Origin of the sequence: Streptomyces sp. CAU 1734, assembly GCF_039888735.1 — a bacterium.
GTDB lineage: Bacteria > Actinomycetota > Actinomycetes > Streptomycetales > Streptomycetaceae > Streptomyces.
Genome location: NZ_JBDQQP010000024.1, coordinates 84,741 through 100,840, shown reverse-complemented (window position 1 = coordinate 100,840; position 16,100 = coordinate 84,741). Strand labels below are relative to the sequence as shown.

Below are 16,100 nucleotides of genomic sequence, written 5' to 3'. Positions count from 1 at the left end.
CACCGCAGTGGCTCAATCCTCCGCCTTGCGATCCACGGCACCAGACCCTCCCCCTACGCCCGAAGGGCGTGGGAGGTACCCCCACTCACTCACCCAGCCTGATCCGTAAGAAACGACCTAGAGCCGCTCCGCCAGCGCGGCCAGGAAGCCGACCACCTCCGCCGGGCCGGGCAGCAGCAGATCCGCGCGCTCCGCCAGCTCGGTCACCTCGGCGCCGCCGCTGCACACCAGCAGCCCCGGTACCCCGTCCGACCGCAGCTTCTCGACGGCGGCGAAGGCGGGCAGGTCGCCGAGGTCGTCACCCGCGTACAGCACGGACTCGGCGCCCACCTCGCGCACGTACTCGGCGAGGGCGACCCCCTTGTCCATGCCGGGCGGGCGCAGCTCCAGGACCATCCGGCCCGGCTCCAGGATCAGGCCGTGCCGGGCGGCCAGGGTGTTCAGCGGGTCCCGCAGCGCCTCGAAGGCCGCCCGGGGGTCGGCGGCGCGGCGGGTGTGGACCGCGACCGCCTGCCCCTTCTCCTCGATCCAGCTGCCCTGCCAGGCCCCGATGCCGTCCAGGAACCCCGGCAGCTCGGCGCGGACGGCGGCGACCCCGGGGTGCGGGGCGGGGGTGTTGACCGTGCCGGTGACCGCGTCCCAGCGCTCCGCGCCGTAGTGGCCGAGCACCACCAGATGCTCCAGGCCCGGCACCCCGGCGAAGCCGCCGTAACGGACCGCGACGCCGGCCGGGCGGCCGGTCACCACGGCGACCGAGGCCACCCTGGGCGCGAGCCGGGCCAGCGCGGGCACGGCGCCCGGGTGGGCCCGGGCCTGTTCGGGGTCGGGCACGATCTCGGCGAGGGTGCCGTCGAAGTCGAGGGCGATCACGGCCCGGTCCGGCCGGTCCACCAGCGCGGTGAGACCGTCCCGGCCCGCGGGCGTCGAAGGAGGGGTCAGGGAATGCGCGTACGGGGAGCTGCCCATGCCCCCGACCCTATCGGCGCGTGCGCTTCTCGTCTCTGACCCGGCGCAGCCGATTGACCGTAACCGGATCGTGGGCGAGGGCGAGCGGATCGTCGAGCAGGGCGTTGAGGAGCTGGTAGTAGCGGACGGGGGAGATGCCGAGCTGTTCGCGGATGGCGCGTTCCTTGGCCCCTGGTCCGGGCCAGGACCTGCGCTCCACGGCGAGCACGGCGCGGTCCCGCTCGGCGAGCGCGGGCTCCCGGCCGCCGCCCTCGCCGGGCGGGGTGTCGCCGTTCCGCTGATCGGCGTGTGCGGCGTTGTCGGTCATACCGTCCAACATAGCGACGCCCCGCGGAACCGGCCGGGCCGCCCTGCGGGGGCGCTCGGCGCGGGGCTCACTCCTCCTCGGTGGTCTCCGCCTCCGTGGCCTTCTTCGCGATGCCCTCCAGCACCTTGCCCGGGCTGTTCCCCGGGGCGACGGCGCTGCCGATCTTCAGCTTGATCTCGCTGCTCACCGCCGACCAGGAGTTCTTGTTGACCGGCGGGAGCTGGGCGGAGGGCAGTGCCTCCAGGAAGCCCTTGAGGCTCTTGTGCCTGGCGTCCGCCTCCATCGCCTCGGAGGCGGTGACCGTCGGCGGCAGCATGTTGTTCTGCGAGGCGAAGGCCAGGACATGCTTGTCGGCGAAGAGGAAGTTGAAGAACTTCCCGATCTCCGTCCGGTGGCCGTTCTGCTTGAAGCCCATGATCCAGTCGGCGACGCCGACACTGGTCTTCGGCGTCCCCAGCCGGCCGGGCATGGGCACCTTGCCCACCTCGACGCCGGCCGCCTCCGCCTCCTTCATCAGCGACGGATGGCCGTTGAGCATGCCGACCTTGCCCTCGGTGAAGGCGACGAACGCCTGCTTCCGGTCCAGCTTCCCTGGCGCGGTCGGGCCCGTCAGCCCCCGCTCGACCAGGTTCGACTTCACCCAGGTGATCGCGTCGGTGTTCTCCTTGGAGTCGATCGCGTAGCTGCCGCCCGGGTCCACATACCCGTTGCTGTCGTTGCTGAGCAGCCACATCATCGTCTCGATCTGCGCCTCCTCCGGTCCGAGGGGCAGCGCGAACGGATAGGTGACATCCGTGCTGTCCTTCAACTTCTCGGCCGCGTCGCGGAGTTGGTCCCAGGTCTTCGGGGCCTTCTCGATTCCGGCCTCCGCGAAAAGCTTCTTGTTGTAGAAGAGAAGTCTGGTGGAGGCGACGAAGGGCAATCCGTACTGCGTGCGCTGCTGTTCGCCCGCGCTGATCAGCGGCGCGAGGAAGTTGGACTGCACCGGTATGGACAGCATCTGATCGGCGCTGTACAGCTTTTCCTCGGCGGCGTACGCCGCGTAGCCGCCGGTCTGCGCGATGTCCGGTGCCTTGCCTGCCTCGACCATTTCGGCGACCTTGCGGTCGATGTCGGTCCAGGTCTCGATCGTGACATCGACCTTGATGCCCGGGTGCGCGGCCTCGAATTCGCCGACGACATTGGCCCAGTAATCCCGGCTGCTGTGGCCGCCGTTGACGTCGTAGTCGGCCGCTATCAGCTTGAGGGTGACATTGCCGGACGAGCCGTCGGCGGACATGCAGCCGCTGAGCGCGGCCGTCATTCCCAGGGCGATGGCCGAGGCCACGGCGGGGCGCAGTGCGCGGCGGGTCCTGCCCGGGCGTTCCCGGCCGGCGCTGCCTGCCCGGCTCTTCTCGTTGTTGGGACAGGTACTGCTCGGACTCAAGAAGTGCCGTCGCACAGCTCTTCCCCACCTTTTGCTGCTGGATATCTGGACTGGTACCGATCCGCCGCCGCGTCCAGGGCTGTTGTGCACGCCGCACAGCGTGACAGCCCTGCGTTCTGCCGCGTTCCCCCGAGATGGGGTGCGATTTTCCACTATGGGGAGTGGAGGGGTCTACGGCATGCGGTCTCACTTCTGCAACGGCTGTTCCACAGGAAGGCTGAATAAAGACCCGCTGGCTGTCACCATTGCCCGTATGTGTCCCGGCCTGCTAAGCACGTTGTCGGCACCAATTGGTCAGGTGCCCGTCCGAATACACGTGTATGCGCGAGGAGCCGTCCCACATGTCCCGTACCGCGACAGAGATAGCCACCCAGCCCACCTGCTGGCGACGGGCTGCCGAGGCCGCGACCGCATTCGACGGGCTGCCACAGCCGGGTGAGCGGGTCGCCGTCACCGGATGCGGTACCTCCTGGTTCATGGCCATCGCCTACGCGGCGCTGCGGGAGGCGGCGGGCCTCGGCGAGACCGATGCCTTCGCGTCGTCGGAGTTCCCGGTGGGCCGCTCCTACGACCGGGTGGTCGCGATCACCCGTTCCGGTACGACCACCGAGGTGCTGGACCTGCTGACGCGGCTCAAGGGCCGGATCCCGACGGTGGCGATCACCGGCGACCCGAAGACCCCGGTCATGGAGCTGGCGGACTCGGTCGCCGTCCTCGACTGGGCGGACGAGGAATCCGTCGTCCAGACCCGGTTCGCCACGACCGCGCTGGCGTTCCTGCGGGCGGGTCTCGGGGACATCCCGGGCGTCAAGTCCGTCACCGAGGCGGCGCTCGACGCGGAGCTCGCGGTCACCGAGCCGCTTCCGGAAGAGGTGGTCGGGGCGGAGCAGTGGACCTTCCTCGGCCGCGGCTGGACCTACGGCCTCGCGCTGGAGGCCGGCCTCAAGATGCGGGAGGCCGCGGGCGCGTGGACGGAGGCGTACCCGGCGATGGAGTACCGCCACGGCCCGATCTCGATCACCGCGCCCGGACGGGTCGCCTGGGTCCTCGGCGAGCTGCCGGAGGGCCTGGCGGTGGATGTCGCGCAGGTGGGCGGGGTGCTGGTGGCGAACCAGGGGGCGGATCCGCTGGCGGACCTGATCCGGGTGCAGAGGCTGGCGGTGGTCCTGGCGGAGTCGAAGGGGTTCGATCCGGATCGGCCGCGGAATCTTTCGCGCAGTGTGATTCTGGGCTGACGCGCCGGGGCGCGGGTCCTTTTCCGGGGCTCCGCCCCGCGCCTCAATCTCCCCCGGAGCTACCCCCGGCGGGGCTTGGGGTTGCCTGCTCTTGTTCGCCGGTTCGGGAGCGCCCGCCCAGCGGCACCCGCCCACTCTGACGCCCATCACCCACTCACCCACGGGTGACGTTCCGGAGCGGGGTTCCCGGCCTTGTGAAACCGTCCCGGAACGCGCGGACGGCCAGAGCACTGTGATCACGCACTGGGCTTACTCGCGGAAGGGGGGACGCGCAGGAGCGGTACTGGGGCGTCAAGCGTGATTTGTGGCGCAAACCCGGGCGAACGAAACAAGACCGGGTGACCGCGCCGTAAATCATGCAGCCCCAGTACCGAACCGGAGCGGCACCCAACCCGCACCAACAAGCACCCCACCCGGGGAAACGGGCAACCCGCACACACAAGAGCCCCACCCGGGCATACGGGTAACCCGCACACACCCAAGCCCCGCCGGCGATTGAGGCGGCGCCCACCCCGCGCCAGGGTGACCAAAACCCCGCCCCGCCAAAGGCACCCGCCCCCCAGGACACAGCCACACCAGCAAGGACCCACAGCGCCCCATTCGTCACTCACGTCACCCCACCCCCACCCACCCCAAAGGTAAAGAGCGTCAAAACCCCACCCCGCCCGCGTTTGCGGTTCGTTCCCTGGGGCAAAGCCTCAGGCGGGTGTGGTGAGGCGGCACCCCTGGTCGAAGGGGCTGTCGGCGGTCGAAGCGGAATGCGGCCGGGCGGGCGGCTCCCTGTGGCGACCCCACGCGGCAGTGCACCCCGTGGGGGAGTTTGTACTGTTCCGCAACAATCGCGGGTAGTGGACTAGACCTTTCGGGCTCTCTCGCGCCAGACTGTGCACGTGAGACACGTCATCGCCCTCGATGTGGGCGGCACCGGTATGAAGGCCGCCCTCGTCGGGGTGGACGGAACCCTGCTCCATGAAGCCCGGCGTGCGACCGGGCGGGAGCGCGGGCCGGACGCCGTCGTGCAGTCGATCCTCGAATTCGCCGACGACCTGCGCACGCACGGGCTGGAGCACTTCGGTGCCCCCGCCCTCGCGGCGGGCGCCGTCGTGCCCGGAATCATTGACACCGAGAGCGGCACGGCCGTCTACGCGTCCAATCTCGGCTGGCGTGATGTGCCCTTGCGCGCGCTGCTCAGCGAGCGTTTGCGCGGAGTACCGGTCGCTCTTGGGCACGATGTGCGCACCGGCGGGCTCGCCGAGGGACGGATCGGGGCCGGGCAGGGCACCGACCGGTTCCTCTTCGTACCGCTCGGGACCGGGATCGCCGGAGCCATCGGCATCGGCGGAACCATCGAGGCCGGCGCCCATGGCTACGCGGGCGAGATCGGCCATGTCGTGGTCCGCCCCGACGGCCCCGAGTGCGGCTGCGGTCAGCGCGGCTGTCTGGAGACGCTGGCCTCCGCCTCCGCCGTCACCCGCAACTGGGCCAAGGCGAGCGGTGACCCCACGGCGGACGCGGCCGACTGCGCCAAGGCGGTGGAGTCGGGCGATCCGAAGGCCATCGCCGTCTGGCGGGACGCCGTGGACGCGCTCGCCGCCGGACTCGTCACCGCCCTCACCCTGCTGGACCCGCGCACCCTGATCATCGGTGGCGGTCTGGCGGAGGCCGGGGAAACCTTGTTCACACCGCTACGGGCCGCCGTCGAGGAGCGCGTCACGTTCCAGGCGCTGCCCGCCATCGTCCCGGCCGCTCTCGGGGACACCGCCGGGTGCCTGGGCGCCGGGCTGCTCGCCTGGGATCTGCTCGCCACTGACTCGGAGGTAACCGCCTAATGGCCGCAAGCGCCGCACTCGCCGACAGCGCAGCCCGCGCCGCACGCTCCGACAGCACGATCCTCACCGGGGCCCGGGTGGTCCTGCCGGGCGGCACCGTGGAGGACGGGCAGGTGATCGTCGACGGTACGAGGATCGCGGGCACCGCGCCCGCGGACGCGCCCGTCCGCGATCTGACCGGCCACTGGATCGTTCCCGGCTTCGTCGACATCCACAACCACGGCGGTGGCGGCGCCTCCTTCACCGGAGGCACCGCCGAGCAGGTGCTCCAGGGTGTGCGGACCCACCGCGAGCACGGCACCACCACCCTGGTCGCTTCGCTGGTCACCGCCGAGACCGACTTCCTCGCCCAGCGGGCCGGCTTCCTCTCGGAGCTGGTGGAGCAGGGCGACCTCGCCGGTATCCACTTCGAGGGCCCCTTCATCTCCCCCTGCCGCAAGGGCGCGCACAGCGAGCAGCTGCTGCGCGACCCCGACCCGGCCGAGGTGCGCAAGCTGATCGACGCCGGGCGCGGCACCGCGCGGATGGTGACGCTCGCCTCCGAGCTGCCCGGCGGTCTGGACTCGATCCGGCTGCTGGTGGAGCACGGGGTGATCGCCGCCGTCGGCCACACCGACGCGACCTATGAGCAGACCGTGCAGGCCATCGACGCGGGCGCGACCGTGGCCACCCATCTCTTCAACGCCATGCCCACTCTCGGCCACCGTGCGCCCGGCCCGATCGCGGCGCTGCTGGAGGACGAGCGGGTCACCGTCGAGCTGATCAACGACGGTACGCATCTGCACCCGGCGGCACTGGAGCTGGCCTTCCACCGCGCGGGCCCGGGCCGGGTCGCCTTCATCACCGACGCCATGGACGCGGCGGGCTTCGGCGACGGGCGCTACCAGCTCGGACCGCTCGCCGTCGATGTGGTCGACGGAGTGGCGAGACTCAGCGAGGGCGGCTCCATCGCGGGCTCCACCCTGACGCTGGACACCGCCTTCCGCCGCGCGGCCACGGTCGACGGGATCCCGGTCGGGGACATCGTGCAGGCGATCTCGGTCAACCCGGCGAAGCTGCTGGGCGCCTATGACCGGATCGGTTCGCTGGAGCCGGGCAAGGACGCCGACCTGGTCGTTCTCGACGAGGAGTTCCGTCTCACGGGTGTGATGCGGAAGGGCGTCTGGGTGGTTGACCCCAAGTAGGGCGATTTCGCCGGATCACCCGGCAAAGTGTGTCAAGGCGGTTGGCCCGGGGTCTGGGCCGACCGCCTTCTTTTTGGCATGATCAGGACTCGTACGAGCACGGTTGGCCGAATCCGGCCGGAGGGGTGTGGCGAATGATCCTGACGGTCACTCTCAACACGGCCCTCGACATCACCTACTCGGTGCCCGCGCTCACCCCGCACTCCAGCCACCGCGTCGGCGAGGTCGCCGAACGCCCCGGCGGCAAGGGTCTGAACGTGGCCCGGGTGCTCTCCGCGCTGGGCCACGAGAGCGTGGTCACCGGTTTCGCGGGCGGCCCCGCCGGAGCCGTACTCCGTGATCTGCTCGCACCGCTCCCGCCGCGTGACGCGCTGGTCCCCATCGCCGGGACCACCCGCCGCACCATCGCGGTCGTGGACAGCGGCACCGGCGACACCACCCAGCTCAATGAGCCCGGCCCCACCGTCACCGCCGAGGAGTGGGCCGCCTTCGTGGCGGCCTACGGGACGCTGCTGCGGGACGCGGCGGCGGTCGCGCTCTGCGGCAGTCTGCCCCGGGGCATCCAGGTCGGGGCGTACGGGGATCTCATCCGGATGGCCCGCGCCGCCGGGGTGCCGGTGCTGCTGGACACCAGCGGCGAGCCGCTGCGCCGGGGCATCGCCGCCCGCCCCGATCTCATCAAGCCCAACGCCGATGAACTGGCCCTGCTCACCGGAGCACGGGAGCCCCGCCGGGCCACCCGCGACGCCCGCCGCCGGGGCGCGCACGCGGTGGTCGCCTCGCTCGGCCCGGACGGTCTCCTCGCCCTCACCCCGGACGGCGGCTGGCGGGCCGCCCCGCCCGAGCGGGTGCGCGGCAATCCGACCGGCGCGGGCGATTCCGCGGTCGCCGCGCTGCTGTCCGGCCTGGTGGAGGGGTTGTCCTGGCCCGACAGGCTGGCCCGCGCGGTCGCCCTGTCGGCCGCGACGGTACTCGCCCCGGCGGCGGGCGAATTCGACCGGGCCGCCTACGAGACGCTGCTGCCGCGGGTCACGGTGACCGAGCACCCGGCGGCGTGAATTCCGATCCACGGTGAGACGGGCCCCGCGCCCGGGAAGTGAGAACGCACCATGCCACTCGTCAGCACCGCCGAGCTCGTCTCCGCGGCCGTCGCCGGCGGCCGGGGTGTCGCCGCGTTCAATGTGATCACCCTGGAGCACGCGGAGGCCATCGCGGCGGGAGCCGAGCAGGCGGGCGCGCCCGCGATTCTCCAGATCTCCGAGAACGCGGTCCGCTTCCACGGCGGGCGGCTCGCCCCGATAGCCGCCGCCGCGGCGGCCGTCGCCCGGGTCTCCGGTGCGCCGCTCGCGCTCCATCTGGACCATGTGGTCTCGGTGGGCCTGCTCCACGAGGCCGGGGACGCCGGTTTCGGCTCGGTGATGTTCGACGCCTCGAAGCTGCCGTACGAGGAGAATGTCCGGGCCACCGCCGACGCGGTCCGCTGGGGCCGGGAGCGCGGCATCTGGATCGAGGCGGAGCTGGGCAAGGTCGGCGGCAAGGAGGGCGAGGCGCCGCTGGACGCGCATGCCCCCGGGGTGCGCACAGATCCGGCCGAGGCCGCCGCCTATGTCGCGGCGACGGGAGTGGACGCGCTGGCCGTCGCCGTCGGTTCCTCGCATGCGATGACGGAGCGGACGGCCGCGCTGGACCACGAGCTGATCGGCCGGCTGCGCGACGCGGTACCGGTGCCGCTGGTGCTGCACGGCTCCTCGGGGGTGCCGGACGCGGAGATCCGCGCGGCGGTCGCGTCCGGGATGGTGAAGATCAATGTGGGTACGGCGCTGAACACCGCGTTCTCGGGTGCCGTACGGGACTTCCTGGCGGCGGACGGCCGCTCGGTGGATCCGCGGAAGTATCTCGCTCCGGGGCGGGACGCGATGGCCGCGACGGTGGCGGGATTCCTGGGGCTGCTGGTCCCCGCTGTCTCCTGAGTCCCGCGTGCGGCTGCCCGGGCCGGGCAGCCGCACGCGCGGGGGTCACCCCTTGGTGCCCGTCTCCAGGCGGACCTGGTCGAGCAGAACGTCGCAGCTGTTGCCCTGCTCACAGGACATCTTCAGGTCGTTCTTGCCCTTCTTGAGGTTCACGTAGGAGTAGGTGTTGGTCCACCCCTTCTCCCACTCGCCCCCGCCCGCCTTCGCGAAGTTCGACATATTGATCTTGCGCGGGTCGCCGTTGTTGACCGTCAGCGAGGTCTCGGCGTCCTTGCCCGGCACGCTGTAGGTCATGTGCAGGGTGTACGCGCCGTCGGCGGGCACCTCCACCGACCAGCTCGCGGAGCCGCCGAGGCCGTTGAACATCACATAGGCGCCGTTGACGCCCTTGGCGCCCTTGATCTCCGTGCCGAGCTTGGCGGGGCCGCCGAGCTGGAGCGTCGCCGCGTCCCGCTTGGGCGGTCCGGCCTTGGTCTCGGCGGTCGGCGAGGGGCGTTCCTCCGGCTTGCCGGAGGCATCCGAGTCCTTCTCCTGGACCTGGCCGGCCGGATTGGACCGGGGCGGTTCCTTCTCGTCCTTGTCGAGCACCGCGACGGTGATGCCGATCACCACGACCGCGACCACGGTCACGGCGCCGATCAGCAGCGCCTTGGTGTTGGGCCCGCGCCCGCCGGAGCCGCGTCCGCCGCTCTGCGGGGGAGCGGCCCGGGGCGGTACGCCGCCGGGGTAGGTCTCGGGGGCCGCGTACTGCGCGGTCGGCTGCCCCGGGCCCTGCGGATAGCCCTGCTGAGGTCCCTGCTGGTGGGGGATCTGCTGCCCGTAGGTCTGGTTCGGTCCGCCGTACTGGCGCTCGCCGACGGCCCGGACATGGTTGTACGAGGTCCGGGGGACACCCGGCTGCGCGGCGGGACCCGGGTAGCCGTATCCGCGGCCCCGGCCGGAGGGCGATGTCGCGCCCGCGGCGTGTCCGTCCTCGTACAGGTAGCCGAACGGATCGTCGTCCTCGGGCGTCTTCCCGCCGGTGTTCGCGGCCGTCATCCCTGGTCCCTCCTCACCTTCGTCAGCCCTACGCCGACCCCGGCGAGCCTACCCGGTTCGGATGAACGGATTGGGGGGCGTTGACCCTGATCTACCGATCGTCACAAGACCAGGACATGACAGGTCTGGACCAATCGTCGTCTTGAGTTCCCCGCGGCCCGGAGGCCGGTTCGGAGCCGCGCGCGGCCCCGTGCGGACCGGGTCCGCAGCTGTCATCCGGCCCGTCTGTGCACCTTCGACCGGGACCGCTTTTCGACATACATCCGCTGGTCGGCGGATTGCAGCACCTCGTCGACGGACATTCCGCAGCCGGCCCAGCTGATGCCGAAGCTGGCACCGACCCGGACGCCCCGGCCGCCGACCCGGATCGGCAGAATGATCGCGTTCCGGAGCCGCACGGCGAGGTCCGCGGCGTCCGCGGTGCCGAGCCCGTCGGCGAGAACGACGAATTCGTCACCCCCCAGCCGGGCGACGGTGTCACCCTCCCGTACGCCGGTGGTGAGCCGCCGGGCCACCTCGACCAGAACGGCGTCACCGGTCTGGTGGCCGAACCGGTCGTTGATCGACTTGAAGCCGTCCAGGTCGCAGAAGAGAACGGCGAGCCCCTTGGTGCCGTCGTCCACCTCGTCGTCGGGCGCGACGGCGTGCACATGATGGTCGTAGGGGGTGCCGGTGTGGCCGAAGTCGAACCCCTCGGCGTTGAAGAGCGCGCCGGTCTCCGCGTCGTACGCCGTCTCCGGCGCCTCGCCCCCGAGACGCCCGCCCGCCTCGGGCCCGTCGGCGGCCGGCGGGCGCTCGCAGAGCTTGGCGCTGAGCCGGGCGCGGAGCTCGGCGCTGTTGGGCAGTCCGGTGAGGGCGTCGTGCGACGCCCGGTGGGCGAGCGCCAGTTCATGGCGCTTGCGGTCCTCGATGTCCTCGATATGGGTCAGCAGGAAGCGGGGCCCGTCGGTGGTGTCGGCGACCACCGAATTGCGCAGCGAGACCCAGACATAGCTGCCGTCGCGCCGTCCCAGCCGCAGCTCGGCCCGGCCCCCCTCGGCGGAGGTGCGGAGCAGGGTGCCGACGTCCTCGGGGTGGACGAGGTCGGCGAAGGAGTACCGCCGCATCGCGGAGGCGGGGCGGCCCAGCAGCCGGCAGAGCGCGTCGTTGGTGCGCAGCAGCCGTCCGTGCTGGTCGCCGCCCATCTCGGCGATGGCCATACCGCTGGGCGCGTACTCGAACGCCTGCCGGAAGGACTCCTCGCTGGCCCGGAGCGCCTGCTGCTCGCGTTCCAGCCGGACCAGTGCACGCTGCATGTTTGCTCGCAGCCGGGCATTGCTGATCGCAATGGCGGCCTGGGAGGCGTACATCTGGAGGGCTTCCTGCCCCCAGGGGCCCGGGCGGCGGCCATTGCGCGGCCGGTCGACCGAGATGACCCCGAGGAGCTCCCGGCCCCCTCCGGAGGCGTACATCGGGGCATAGAGACGGTCCTGGGGGTGCCATTCGTCCTCGAAGCGCGGGTCGGGGCCCTCGGTGTGCCACTGGGGTACGTCGTCCTCGATGAGCACCCAGCCCTCGGTGTGCGGTATGAACCGCAGCTCACCCCATGCCTCACCCATGGAGAGCCGGCGCTCCCAGGAGGGGCGGGAGCCCACCCGGCCGGTGATCAGGGCCTCGGCGGCGGCGCTCCCGGCGAACGCGGCGACGACCAGATCGCCGTCGGGGCGCACGAGATTGACACAGGCCAGCTCGTAGCCGAGGCCCGCGACGATTCCGTCGGCGACGGTCTGCAAGGTGTCGGCCAGACTGCGGGCCGTGTTGAGGTCGGCGACCACCTTGTGCAGCTGCCGCAGGGTCGCAAGACGGACGTAGGGCTCCGACTCGGTCTCCATGCTCGCTCTCCCCGAGACCTCGACAGCAGACTCCAGGTTTCCTTCGGCCTTCCAGTGCGGCCTTCTCACGCGGTCTTCGCGTTGTGGTATCCCGGCCACTGAATCACAGCGAGCTGTTCACCCGGTACACAGGGTCAACAAATACCGGCCTCTGTGACTCAAGTCACATGAAATGATGATCGGGGTGGAGGTCGGCCGGGTCGGCCCCGCGGGCCCCGGCGGCGTCTCCGAACGCAAATCCGGGGATCGCCCCCGCACCGGGGGCCGTTCCCGCTCCCGGCGCCCCTCCCGGGCCGGTGCTCACCGCCACCGTCCCCCGGGCGCCCGGTACTTGACCGGCGGGCCGGTGCTCCCGCCGCCTTCCGCGCGGGTGCCGCCGTGCCGCGCGCGCCGCCGCCCGGGGCGGCCGGCGGCGCGCTGGTCCTAGGACCCGGCTCGTTCCCTGGCCCGATGCGCGGATCCGGGGCGCGGAGCTAGCGTTCCCGGTGTGTTGCAGACGACTGCCGCCTCCGGCCCCGAGTCCCCGACCGCTATCCCCCATGCTGAGGGGGTGAGCAACGACGAGTTCCGTGCCGCCATGGCCCGGCTGGCCGCCGGCGTGATCCTGGTGACCGCGCGAGACCCGGACGAGGGTCCGCACGGCGGCGATGTCGGCATGACGGCGACCGCGTTCGTCTCCGTCTCCCTCGATCCGCCGCTGGTGATGGTGAGCCTGCGCAATGGATCCCGGATGGACGACCTCCTCGCGGAGGAGCCGATGTGGGGTGTCTCGGTGCTGTCGGAGAACCAGCGCCGGATCGCGGGCCGGTTCGCGATGAAGGGGCGGGTCAGCGACCGGCTGCTCTTCGAGGACATCGCGGGGACGCGGGGCGCGGTCAGCGGCGCGGTGCTGGTGGACGGCGCGCTGGCGACCCTGGAGTGCCGGACCGAGCAGCGGGTGATCGCCGGGGATCACACCCTGGTCATCGGCCGGGTGCTGGCGGTGGATCTGCCGGGGGACGAGGGCGGGCCGCTGATGTACTTCCGGGGCGGGTACCGGCAGCTCGGCTGACCCGCCGCCGGCGGGCGGCATGGGCCGTCCGAGTCGGGCGTTGTGCGCCGTGGGCCGTGGGCCGTGAGTCAGGGGCCGTGGGCCGGGCCCGGCCGGGGCGCGGGACGCCGTACGGCCTCGCCGGTGAACCGGGGCGGGTGACCCCGCCGCCCCGTGATGTGCCGGGCCGGTGAGTACGCCTCCGCCGGCGGGTGACCGCCGTACATCCGGCGCGGCCGGGGGCCGCGCCGCCCGGACGCACCCCTCGCGCGGGGCGCGGATCAGTGCCAGTCGCGGCCCGAACGGCCGCGCTTGGTGTCCGCGCGCTGTTTCTTCTCCCGCAGCCGGCGCTCATTGAGCCCGCGCGGAATCCTGGTGGGCCGCCGGGCGCGCGGCGGCGGGGCGGTGGCCTCCGCCAGCAGAGCCGCCAGCCGTACGGCGGCGGTCTCCCGGTTGCGCCACTGCGAGCGGTGCTCGGAGGCGCGTACGGAGACGAACCCGCCCACCAGCCGGCCGGCCAGCCGCTCCAGCGCGCGCTCCTTCCACACCGGGGGCAGCGACTGCGTCCCGGCGAGGTCGAAACGCAATTCGACCTGGGAGTCGCTGGTGTTGACATGCTGCCCGCCCGGCCCGGACGACCTGGAGAAACGCCAGAGCAGCTCGGCCTCCGGCAGGGAGACCGAACCGCGGATGACATAGGGCCCGGACATGCCTCCATGGTCTCCTGCTCCGGCGCCCGCGTCATCCCGTTTTCAACAGTCCGGCGTCCGGATGGAACCCAGGAGTCCCTTCCTCGCGTTATGACGGGTACTGAGGGCTCCGGAAGGATTCGGGGCCCGCTACCTGATCCATGGATCATCTGATCGTGAAGGGGACCTCCCAATGGCAGTAAGCCTGACCAAAGGCGGCAACGTCTCGCTCTCCAAGGAGGCTCCGGGCCTGACCGCCGTCACCGTCGGCCTCGGCTGGGACGTCCGCACCACCACCGGCACGGACTTCGACCTCGACGCCTCCGCGATCGGGGTCAACCCGGGCGGCACCGTCACCTCGCCCGGCCACTTCGTCTTCTTCAACAACAAGTCCACGCCGGACCAGACCATCGTGCACACCGGTGACAACCGCACCGGTGAGGGCGGCGGCGACGACGAGCAGATCAATGTCAACCTCGCCGCCCTGCCGGCCGACGTGGACCGGATCGTCTTCCCGGTCTCCATCTACGACGCGGTCACCCGCTCGCAGAACTTCGGCCAGGTGCGCAACGCCTACATCCGCATCCTCAACCAGACCGGCGGCGCCGAGATCGCCCGCTACGACCTGAGCGAGGACGCCGCGGTCGAGACCGCGATGGTCTTCGGCGAGCTCTACCGCAACGGCGCCGAGTGGAAGTTCCGCGCGGTCGGCCAGGGATACGCCACCGGCCTGGAGGGCATCGCCCGCGACTTCGGCGTCAGCCTGTAGTCCCGCGGCCGGAGGTTCCCGCACGCGGGGACACAGGGGGAGGTCTCCGCGCGCCGGGGGCCTCCCCCTCCGCGCCCCGCCGCGGGGCGCTCCGGCACCCCGCCGCCTGGGAGACTGACCGCATGAAGGGTCGTTCTCAGAGCTCTCGTGTGCAGTGCATCAAATGCCGGGGAACGGCCGTGATCCTCTCCTGCGCGCTCAACCCGCACGCGGGCCGCATGGAGTACCGGCTCACCTGTCTCGACTGCCGGATCGCCTGGCCGCAGGACCAGCACGGGGGAGCGCTGGACGAGTACCGGTGACCGCCGCCGGCCGCGCCTCAGGGCCGGGCCGGCCTGCCGTCCCCGTACAGCCAGGTCTCCCACACCGGGTCCAGGTCCCTGCCCGCCACCCGTTCCGCGTACGCGGTGAAATCGGCGGTGGAGGCATTGCCGTGCCGGTACTCCCGCGCCCAGCCCTTCAGCAGCCGCGAGAACGCCTCGTCCCCGGCGGACTGCCGCACCTTGTCGAGCACCATCGCGCCCCGGCCGTACACCGGCGACGCCGAGATCCGGGCCGGCGAGGGCGGATCGGCGGGCGGGAAGGCCCAGTTCGCGTCCTCCTCGTACGCCCGGCGGAAGCTCTCCGCCAGGGGCGTGTCCGCGAACTCCGCGAGCCACATCCACTCCGCGTGCACCGCGAAGCCCTCGTTCAGCCACATGTCCTTCCAGGACTCGGGCGTCACCGAATTGCCGTACCACTGGTGGGCGATCTCGTGCACCAGGATCTCGGGGGTGAGGTAGGAGACCGGGAACACCGGCCGGTTCTGGGTCTCCAGGGCATAGCCGACCGCCCCGTCGGGGACCACGATCGCCCCGATGGAGGAGAAGGGGTACGGGCCGAAGCGCTCCACCGCCCAGGCGGTCAGCTCGGGGATCCGGCGCGTCAGGCTCTCCCGTACGGAGTGCTCGACGGCGGTGTGCACCGGCAGCCCGGAGGGGGTCCGCGAGGAGGTCTGGCGGTACCGGCCGATCGCCAGCACCGCCGTATAGGTCGCCATCGGCTCCGCCGAGCGCCAGACGAAGGTGGTCCGCCCGCCCGCGGTGGTGGTCCGGGAACCCGGCTCGCCGTTGGAGACGGCGGTCAGCCCCCGGGGGACGGTGACCGCCAGATCGAGGGTCGCCTTGTCGCTCGGATGATGGTTGCCGGGGAACCACGCCGGTGAACCGGCCGGCTCACCGACCGCCAGCGCGCCGCCGGCGGTGCGCAGCCATCCCTCCTCGGACTCGTCCGCGTCCGTGATCGTGCGGGGCGTGCCCGAGTAGCGGACGACGGTGCGGAAGAACCGGCCCCCGGTGAGATCGTTCCGGGGCCGTACGGTCAGCTCGTCGCCGGCCCGGTTCGCGGCCGCCGCCGCGCCGTCCACCGTGACCTCGCGGACGTTCAGCCCGTGCAGATCGAGATTGAAGGCGCTCAAATCGCGGCCGGCGCGGGCCAGGATCTCGGCGGTGCCGTCGAGCCGGCCGGTCCCCGGGTCGTACGCCAGGGTCAGCGAGTAGTGCCGGACGTCGTAGCCGCCGTTCCCCAGCCCGGGGAAGAGCGGGTCGCCGAGCCCGGCCCCGCCCGGCCCGCCCCGGACTCCGCCGAGACCGCCGCCGGTGCACCCGGAGAGCAGGAGCGCACTGGCCGCGACGGGGGCGAGCGCGCGCACGGCGCGGCGGGCGCGGACGCCGCGCGCGGCGGGGGGCCGGCTCACGCGCCGGCCCCGGGGAACCGCCGGGATCCCGGCCCGGCGGGCGGTGCCGCC

General features: G+C 72.1%; 15 protein-coding genes. 8 read left to right on the top strand and 7 right to left on the bottom strand.

Going from position 1 to position 16,100, the window contains the following annotated elements; genetic code table 11:
- Positions 1-117: 117 nt before the first annotated feature.
- The 3 genes from otsB to AAFN69_RS33105 form a co-directional block, all read right to left on the bottom strand.
- Positions 118-966, bottom strand: a complete 849-nt coding sequence (otsB, locus tag AAFN69_RS33115) for a trehalose-phosphatase (protein WP_347732615.1) — start codon at positions 964-966, stop codon at positions 118-120.
- A gap of 10 nt (positions 967-976) precedes the next feature.
- Positions 977-1,273 (bottom strand): DUF3263 domain-containing protein, encoded by a 297-nt coding sequence (locus AAFN69_RS33110; RefSeq protein ID WP_347732614.1) that lies wholly within the window; start codon positions 1,271-1,273, stop codon positions 977-979.
- Positions 1,274-1,340: 67 nt separating this feature from the next.
- Positions 1,341-2,576 (bottom strand): extracellular solute-binding protein, encoded by a 1,236-nt coding sequence (locus tag AAFN69_RS33105; protein WP_347732623.1) that lies wholly within the window; start codon positions 2,574-2,576, stop codon positions 1,341-1,343.
- A gap of 464 nt (positions 2,577-3,040) precedes the next feature.
- On the opposite strand from AAFN69_RS33105, the gene AAFN69_RS33100 reads away from it, so the two are divergent.
- From AAFN69_RS33100 to AAFN69_RS33080, 5 genes are all read left to right on the top strand, one after another.
- A complete protein-coding gene (locus AAFN69_RS33100) occupies positions 3,041-3,934 on the top strand; it encodes a sugar isomerase (protein WP_347732613.1) in 894 nt (297 codons plus the stop codon).
- An 890-nt stretch (positions 3,935-4,824) separates the two neighbouring features.
- The gene (locus AAFN69_RS33095; protein ID WP_347732612.1) at positions 4,825-5,763 is read left to right on the top strand and encodes an ROK family protein; all 939 of its coding nucleotides are present in this window, start codon (positions 4,825-4,827) and stop codon (positions 5,761-5,763) included.
- On the top strand, positions 5,763-6,947 hold the full coding sequence (gene nagA, locus AAFN69_RS33090; RefSeq protein WP_347732611.1) for an N-acetylglucosamine-6-phosphate deacetylase: 1,185 nt from the start codon (positions 5,763-5,765) through the stop codon (positions 6,945-6,947). The genes AAFN69_RS33095 and nagA overlap by 1 nt, the downstream gene beginning before the upstream one ends.
- Before the next feature lie 134 nt (positions 6,948-7,081).
- Positions 7,082-8,005, top strand: a complete 924-nt coding sequence (locus AAFN69_RS33085) for a 1-phosphofructokinase family hexose kinase (protein WP_347732610.1) — start codon at positions 7,082-7,084, stop codon at positions 8,003-8,005.
- Between the two features lie 51 nt (positions 8,006-8,056).
- Positions 8,057-8,917, top strand: a complete 861-nt coding sequence (locus AAFN69_RS33080; RefSeq protein ID WP_347732609.1) for a class II fructose-bisphosphate aldolase — start codon at positions 8,057-8,059, stop codon at positions 8,915-8,917.
- Positions 8,918-8,962: 45 nt separating this feature from the next.
- Here AAFN69_RS33080 and AAFN69_RS33075 read toward each other — a convergent pair whose 3' ends face one another.
- Both AAFN69_RS33075 and cdgB read right to left on the bottom strand, forming a co-directional pair.
- The gene (locus tag AAFN69_RS33075) at positions 8,963-9,955 is read right to left on the bottom strand and encodes a carbohydrate-binding protein (RefSeq protein WP_347732608.1); all 993 of its coding nucleotides are present in this window, start codon (positions 9,953-9,955) and stop codon (positions 8,963-8,965) included.
- A gap of 212 nt (positions 9,956-10,167) precedes the next feature.
- Positions 10,168-11,826 (bottom strand): diguanylate cyclase CdgB, encoded by a 1,659-nt coding sequence (gene cdgB / locus AAFN69_RS33070; RefSeq protein WP_347732607.1) that lies wholly within the window; start codon positions 11,824-11,826, stop codon positions 10,168-10,170.
- Positions 11,827-12,313: 487 nt separating this feature from the next.
- Between cdgB and AAFN69_RS33065 the strand changes: the two genes are divergently transcribed.
- Entirely contained in the window at positions 12,314-12,877 is a 564-nt protein-coding gene (locus tag AAFN69_RS33065; RefSeq protein ID WP_347732606.1) for a flavin reductase family protein, read from the top strand.
- 260 nt (positions 12,878-13,137) lie between these two features.
- Here AAFN69_RS33065 and arfB read toward each other — a convergent pair whose 3' ends face one another.
- Positions 13,138-13,566: an alternative ribosome rescue aminoacyl-tRNA hydrolase ArfB gene (gene arfB, locus AAFN69_RS33060; RefSeq protein ID WP_347732605.1), complete on the bottom strand. Its 429-nt coding sequence runs from the start codon at positions 13,564-13,566 to the stop codon at positions 13,138-13,140.
- Positions 13,567-13,738: 172 nt separating this feature from the next.
- Between arfB and AAFN69_RS33055 the strand changes: the two genes are divergently transcribed.
- Both AAFN69_RS33055 and AAFN69_RS33050 read left to right on the top strand, forming a co-directional pair.
- Positions 13,739-14,314, top strand: coding sequence for a TerD family protein (locus tag AAFN69_RS33055; protein WP_347732604.1), 576 nt, complete (start codon positions 13,739-13,741; stop codon positions 14,312-14,314).
- Between the two features lie 122 nt (positions 14,315-14,436).
- Positions 14,437-14,616: a hypothetical protein gene (locus AAFN69_RS33050; RefSeq protein ID WP_347732603.1), complete on the top strand. Its 180-nt coding sequence runs from the start codon at positions 14,437-14,439 to the stop codon at positions 14,614-14,616.
- 17 nt (positions 14,617-14,633) lie between these two features.
- Here AAFN69_RS33050 and AAFN69_RS33045 read toward each other — a convergent pair whose 3' ends face one another.
- On the bottom strand, positions 14,634-16,004 hold the full coding sequence (locus AAFN69_RS33045) for a M1 family metallopeptidase (RefSeq protein ID WP_347732622.1): 1,371 nt from the start codon (positions 16,002-16,004) through the stop codon (positions 14,634-14,636).
- Between the last annotated feature and the right edge of the window lie 96 nt (positions 16,005-16,100).

Excerpts from the sequence above, each read along its gene's own strand:
- otsB (WP_347732615.1), bottom strand. The coding sequence starts at position 966 with ATGGGCAGCTCCCCGTACGCGCATTCCCTGACCCCTCCTTCGACGCCC.
- AAFN69_RS33110 (WP_347732614.1), bottom strand. The coding sequence starts at position 1,273 with ATGACCGACAACGCCGCACACGCCGATCAGCGGAACGGCGACACCCCG.
- AAFN69_RS33105 (WP_347732623.1), bottom strand. The coding sequence starts at position 2,576 with ATGACGGCCGCGCTCAGCGGCTGCATGTCCGCCGACGGCTCGTCCGGC.
- AAFN69_RS33100 (WP_347732613.1), top strand. The coding sequence starts at position 3,041 with ATGTCCCGTACCGCGACAGAGATAGCCACCCAGCCCACCTGCTGGCGA.
- nagA (WP_347732611.1), top strand. The coding sequence starts at position 5,763 with ATGGCCGCAAGCGCCGCACTCGCCGACAGCGCAGCCCGCGCCGCACGC.
- AAFN69_RS33085 (WP_347732610.1), top strand. The coding sequence starts at position 7,082 with ATGATCCTGACGGTCACTCTCAACACGGCCCTCGACATCACCTACTCG.
- AAFN69_RS33080 (WP_347732609.1), top strand. The coding sequence starts at position 8,057 with ATGCCACTCGTCAGCACCGCCGAGCTCGTCTCCGCGGCCGTCGCCGGC.
- AAFN69_RS33075 (WP_347732608.1), bottom strand. The coding sequence starts at position 9,955 with ATGACGGCCGCGAACACCGGCGGGAAGACGCCCGAGGACGACGATCCG.
- cdgB (WP_347732607.1), bottom strand. The coding sequence starts at position 11,826 with ATGGAGACCGAGTCGGAGCCCTACGTCCGTCTTGCGACCCTGCGGCAG.
- arfB (WP_347732605.1), bottom strand. The coding sequence starts at position 13,566 with ATGTCCGGGCCCTATGTCATCCGCGGTTCGGTCTCCCTGCCGGAGGCC.
- AAFN69_RS33055 (WP_347732604.1), top strand. The coding sequence starts at position 13,739 with ATGGCAGTAAGCCTGACCAAAGGCGGCAACGTCTCGCTCTCCAAGGAG.
- AAFN69_RS33050 (WP_347732603.1), top strand. The coding sequence starts at position 14,437 with ATGAAGGGTCGTTCTCAGAGCTCTCGTGTGCAGTGCATCAAATGCCGG.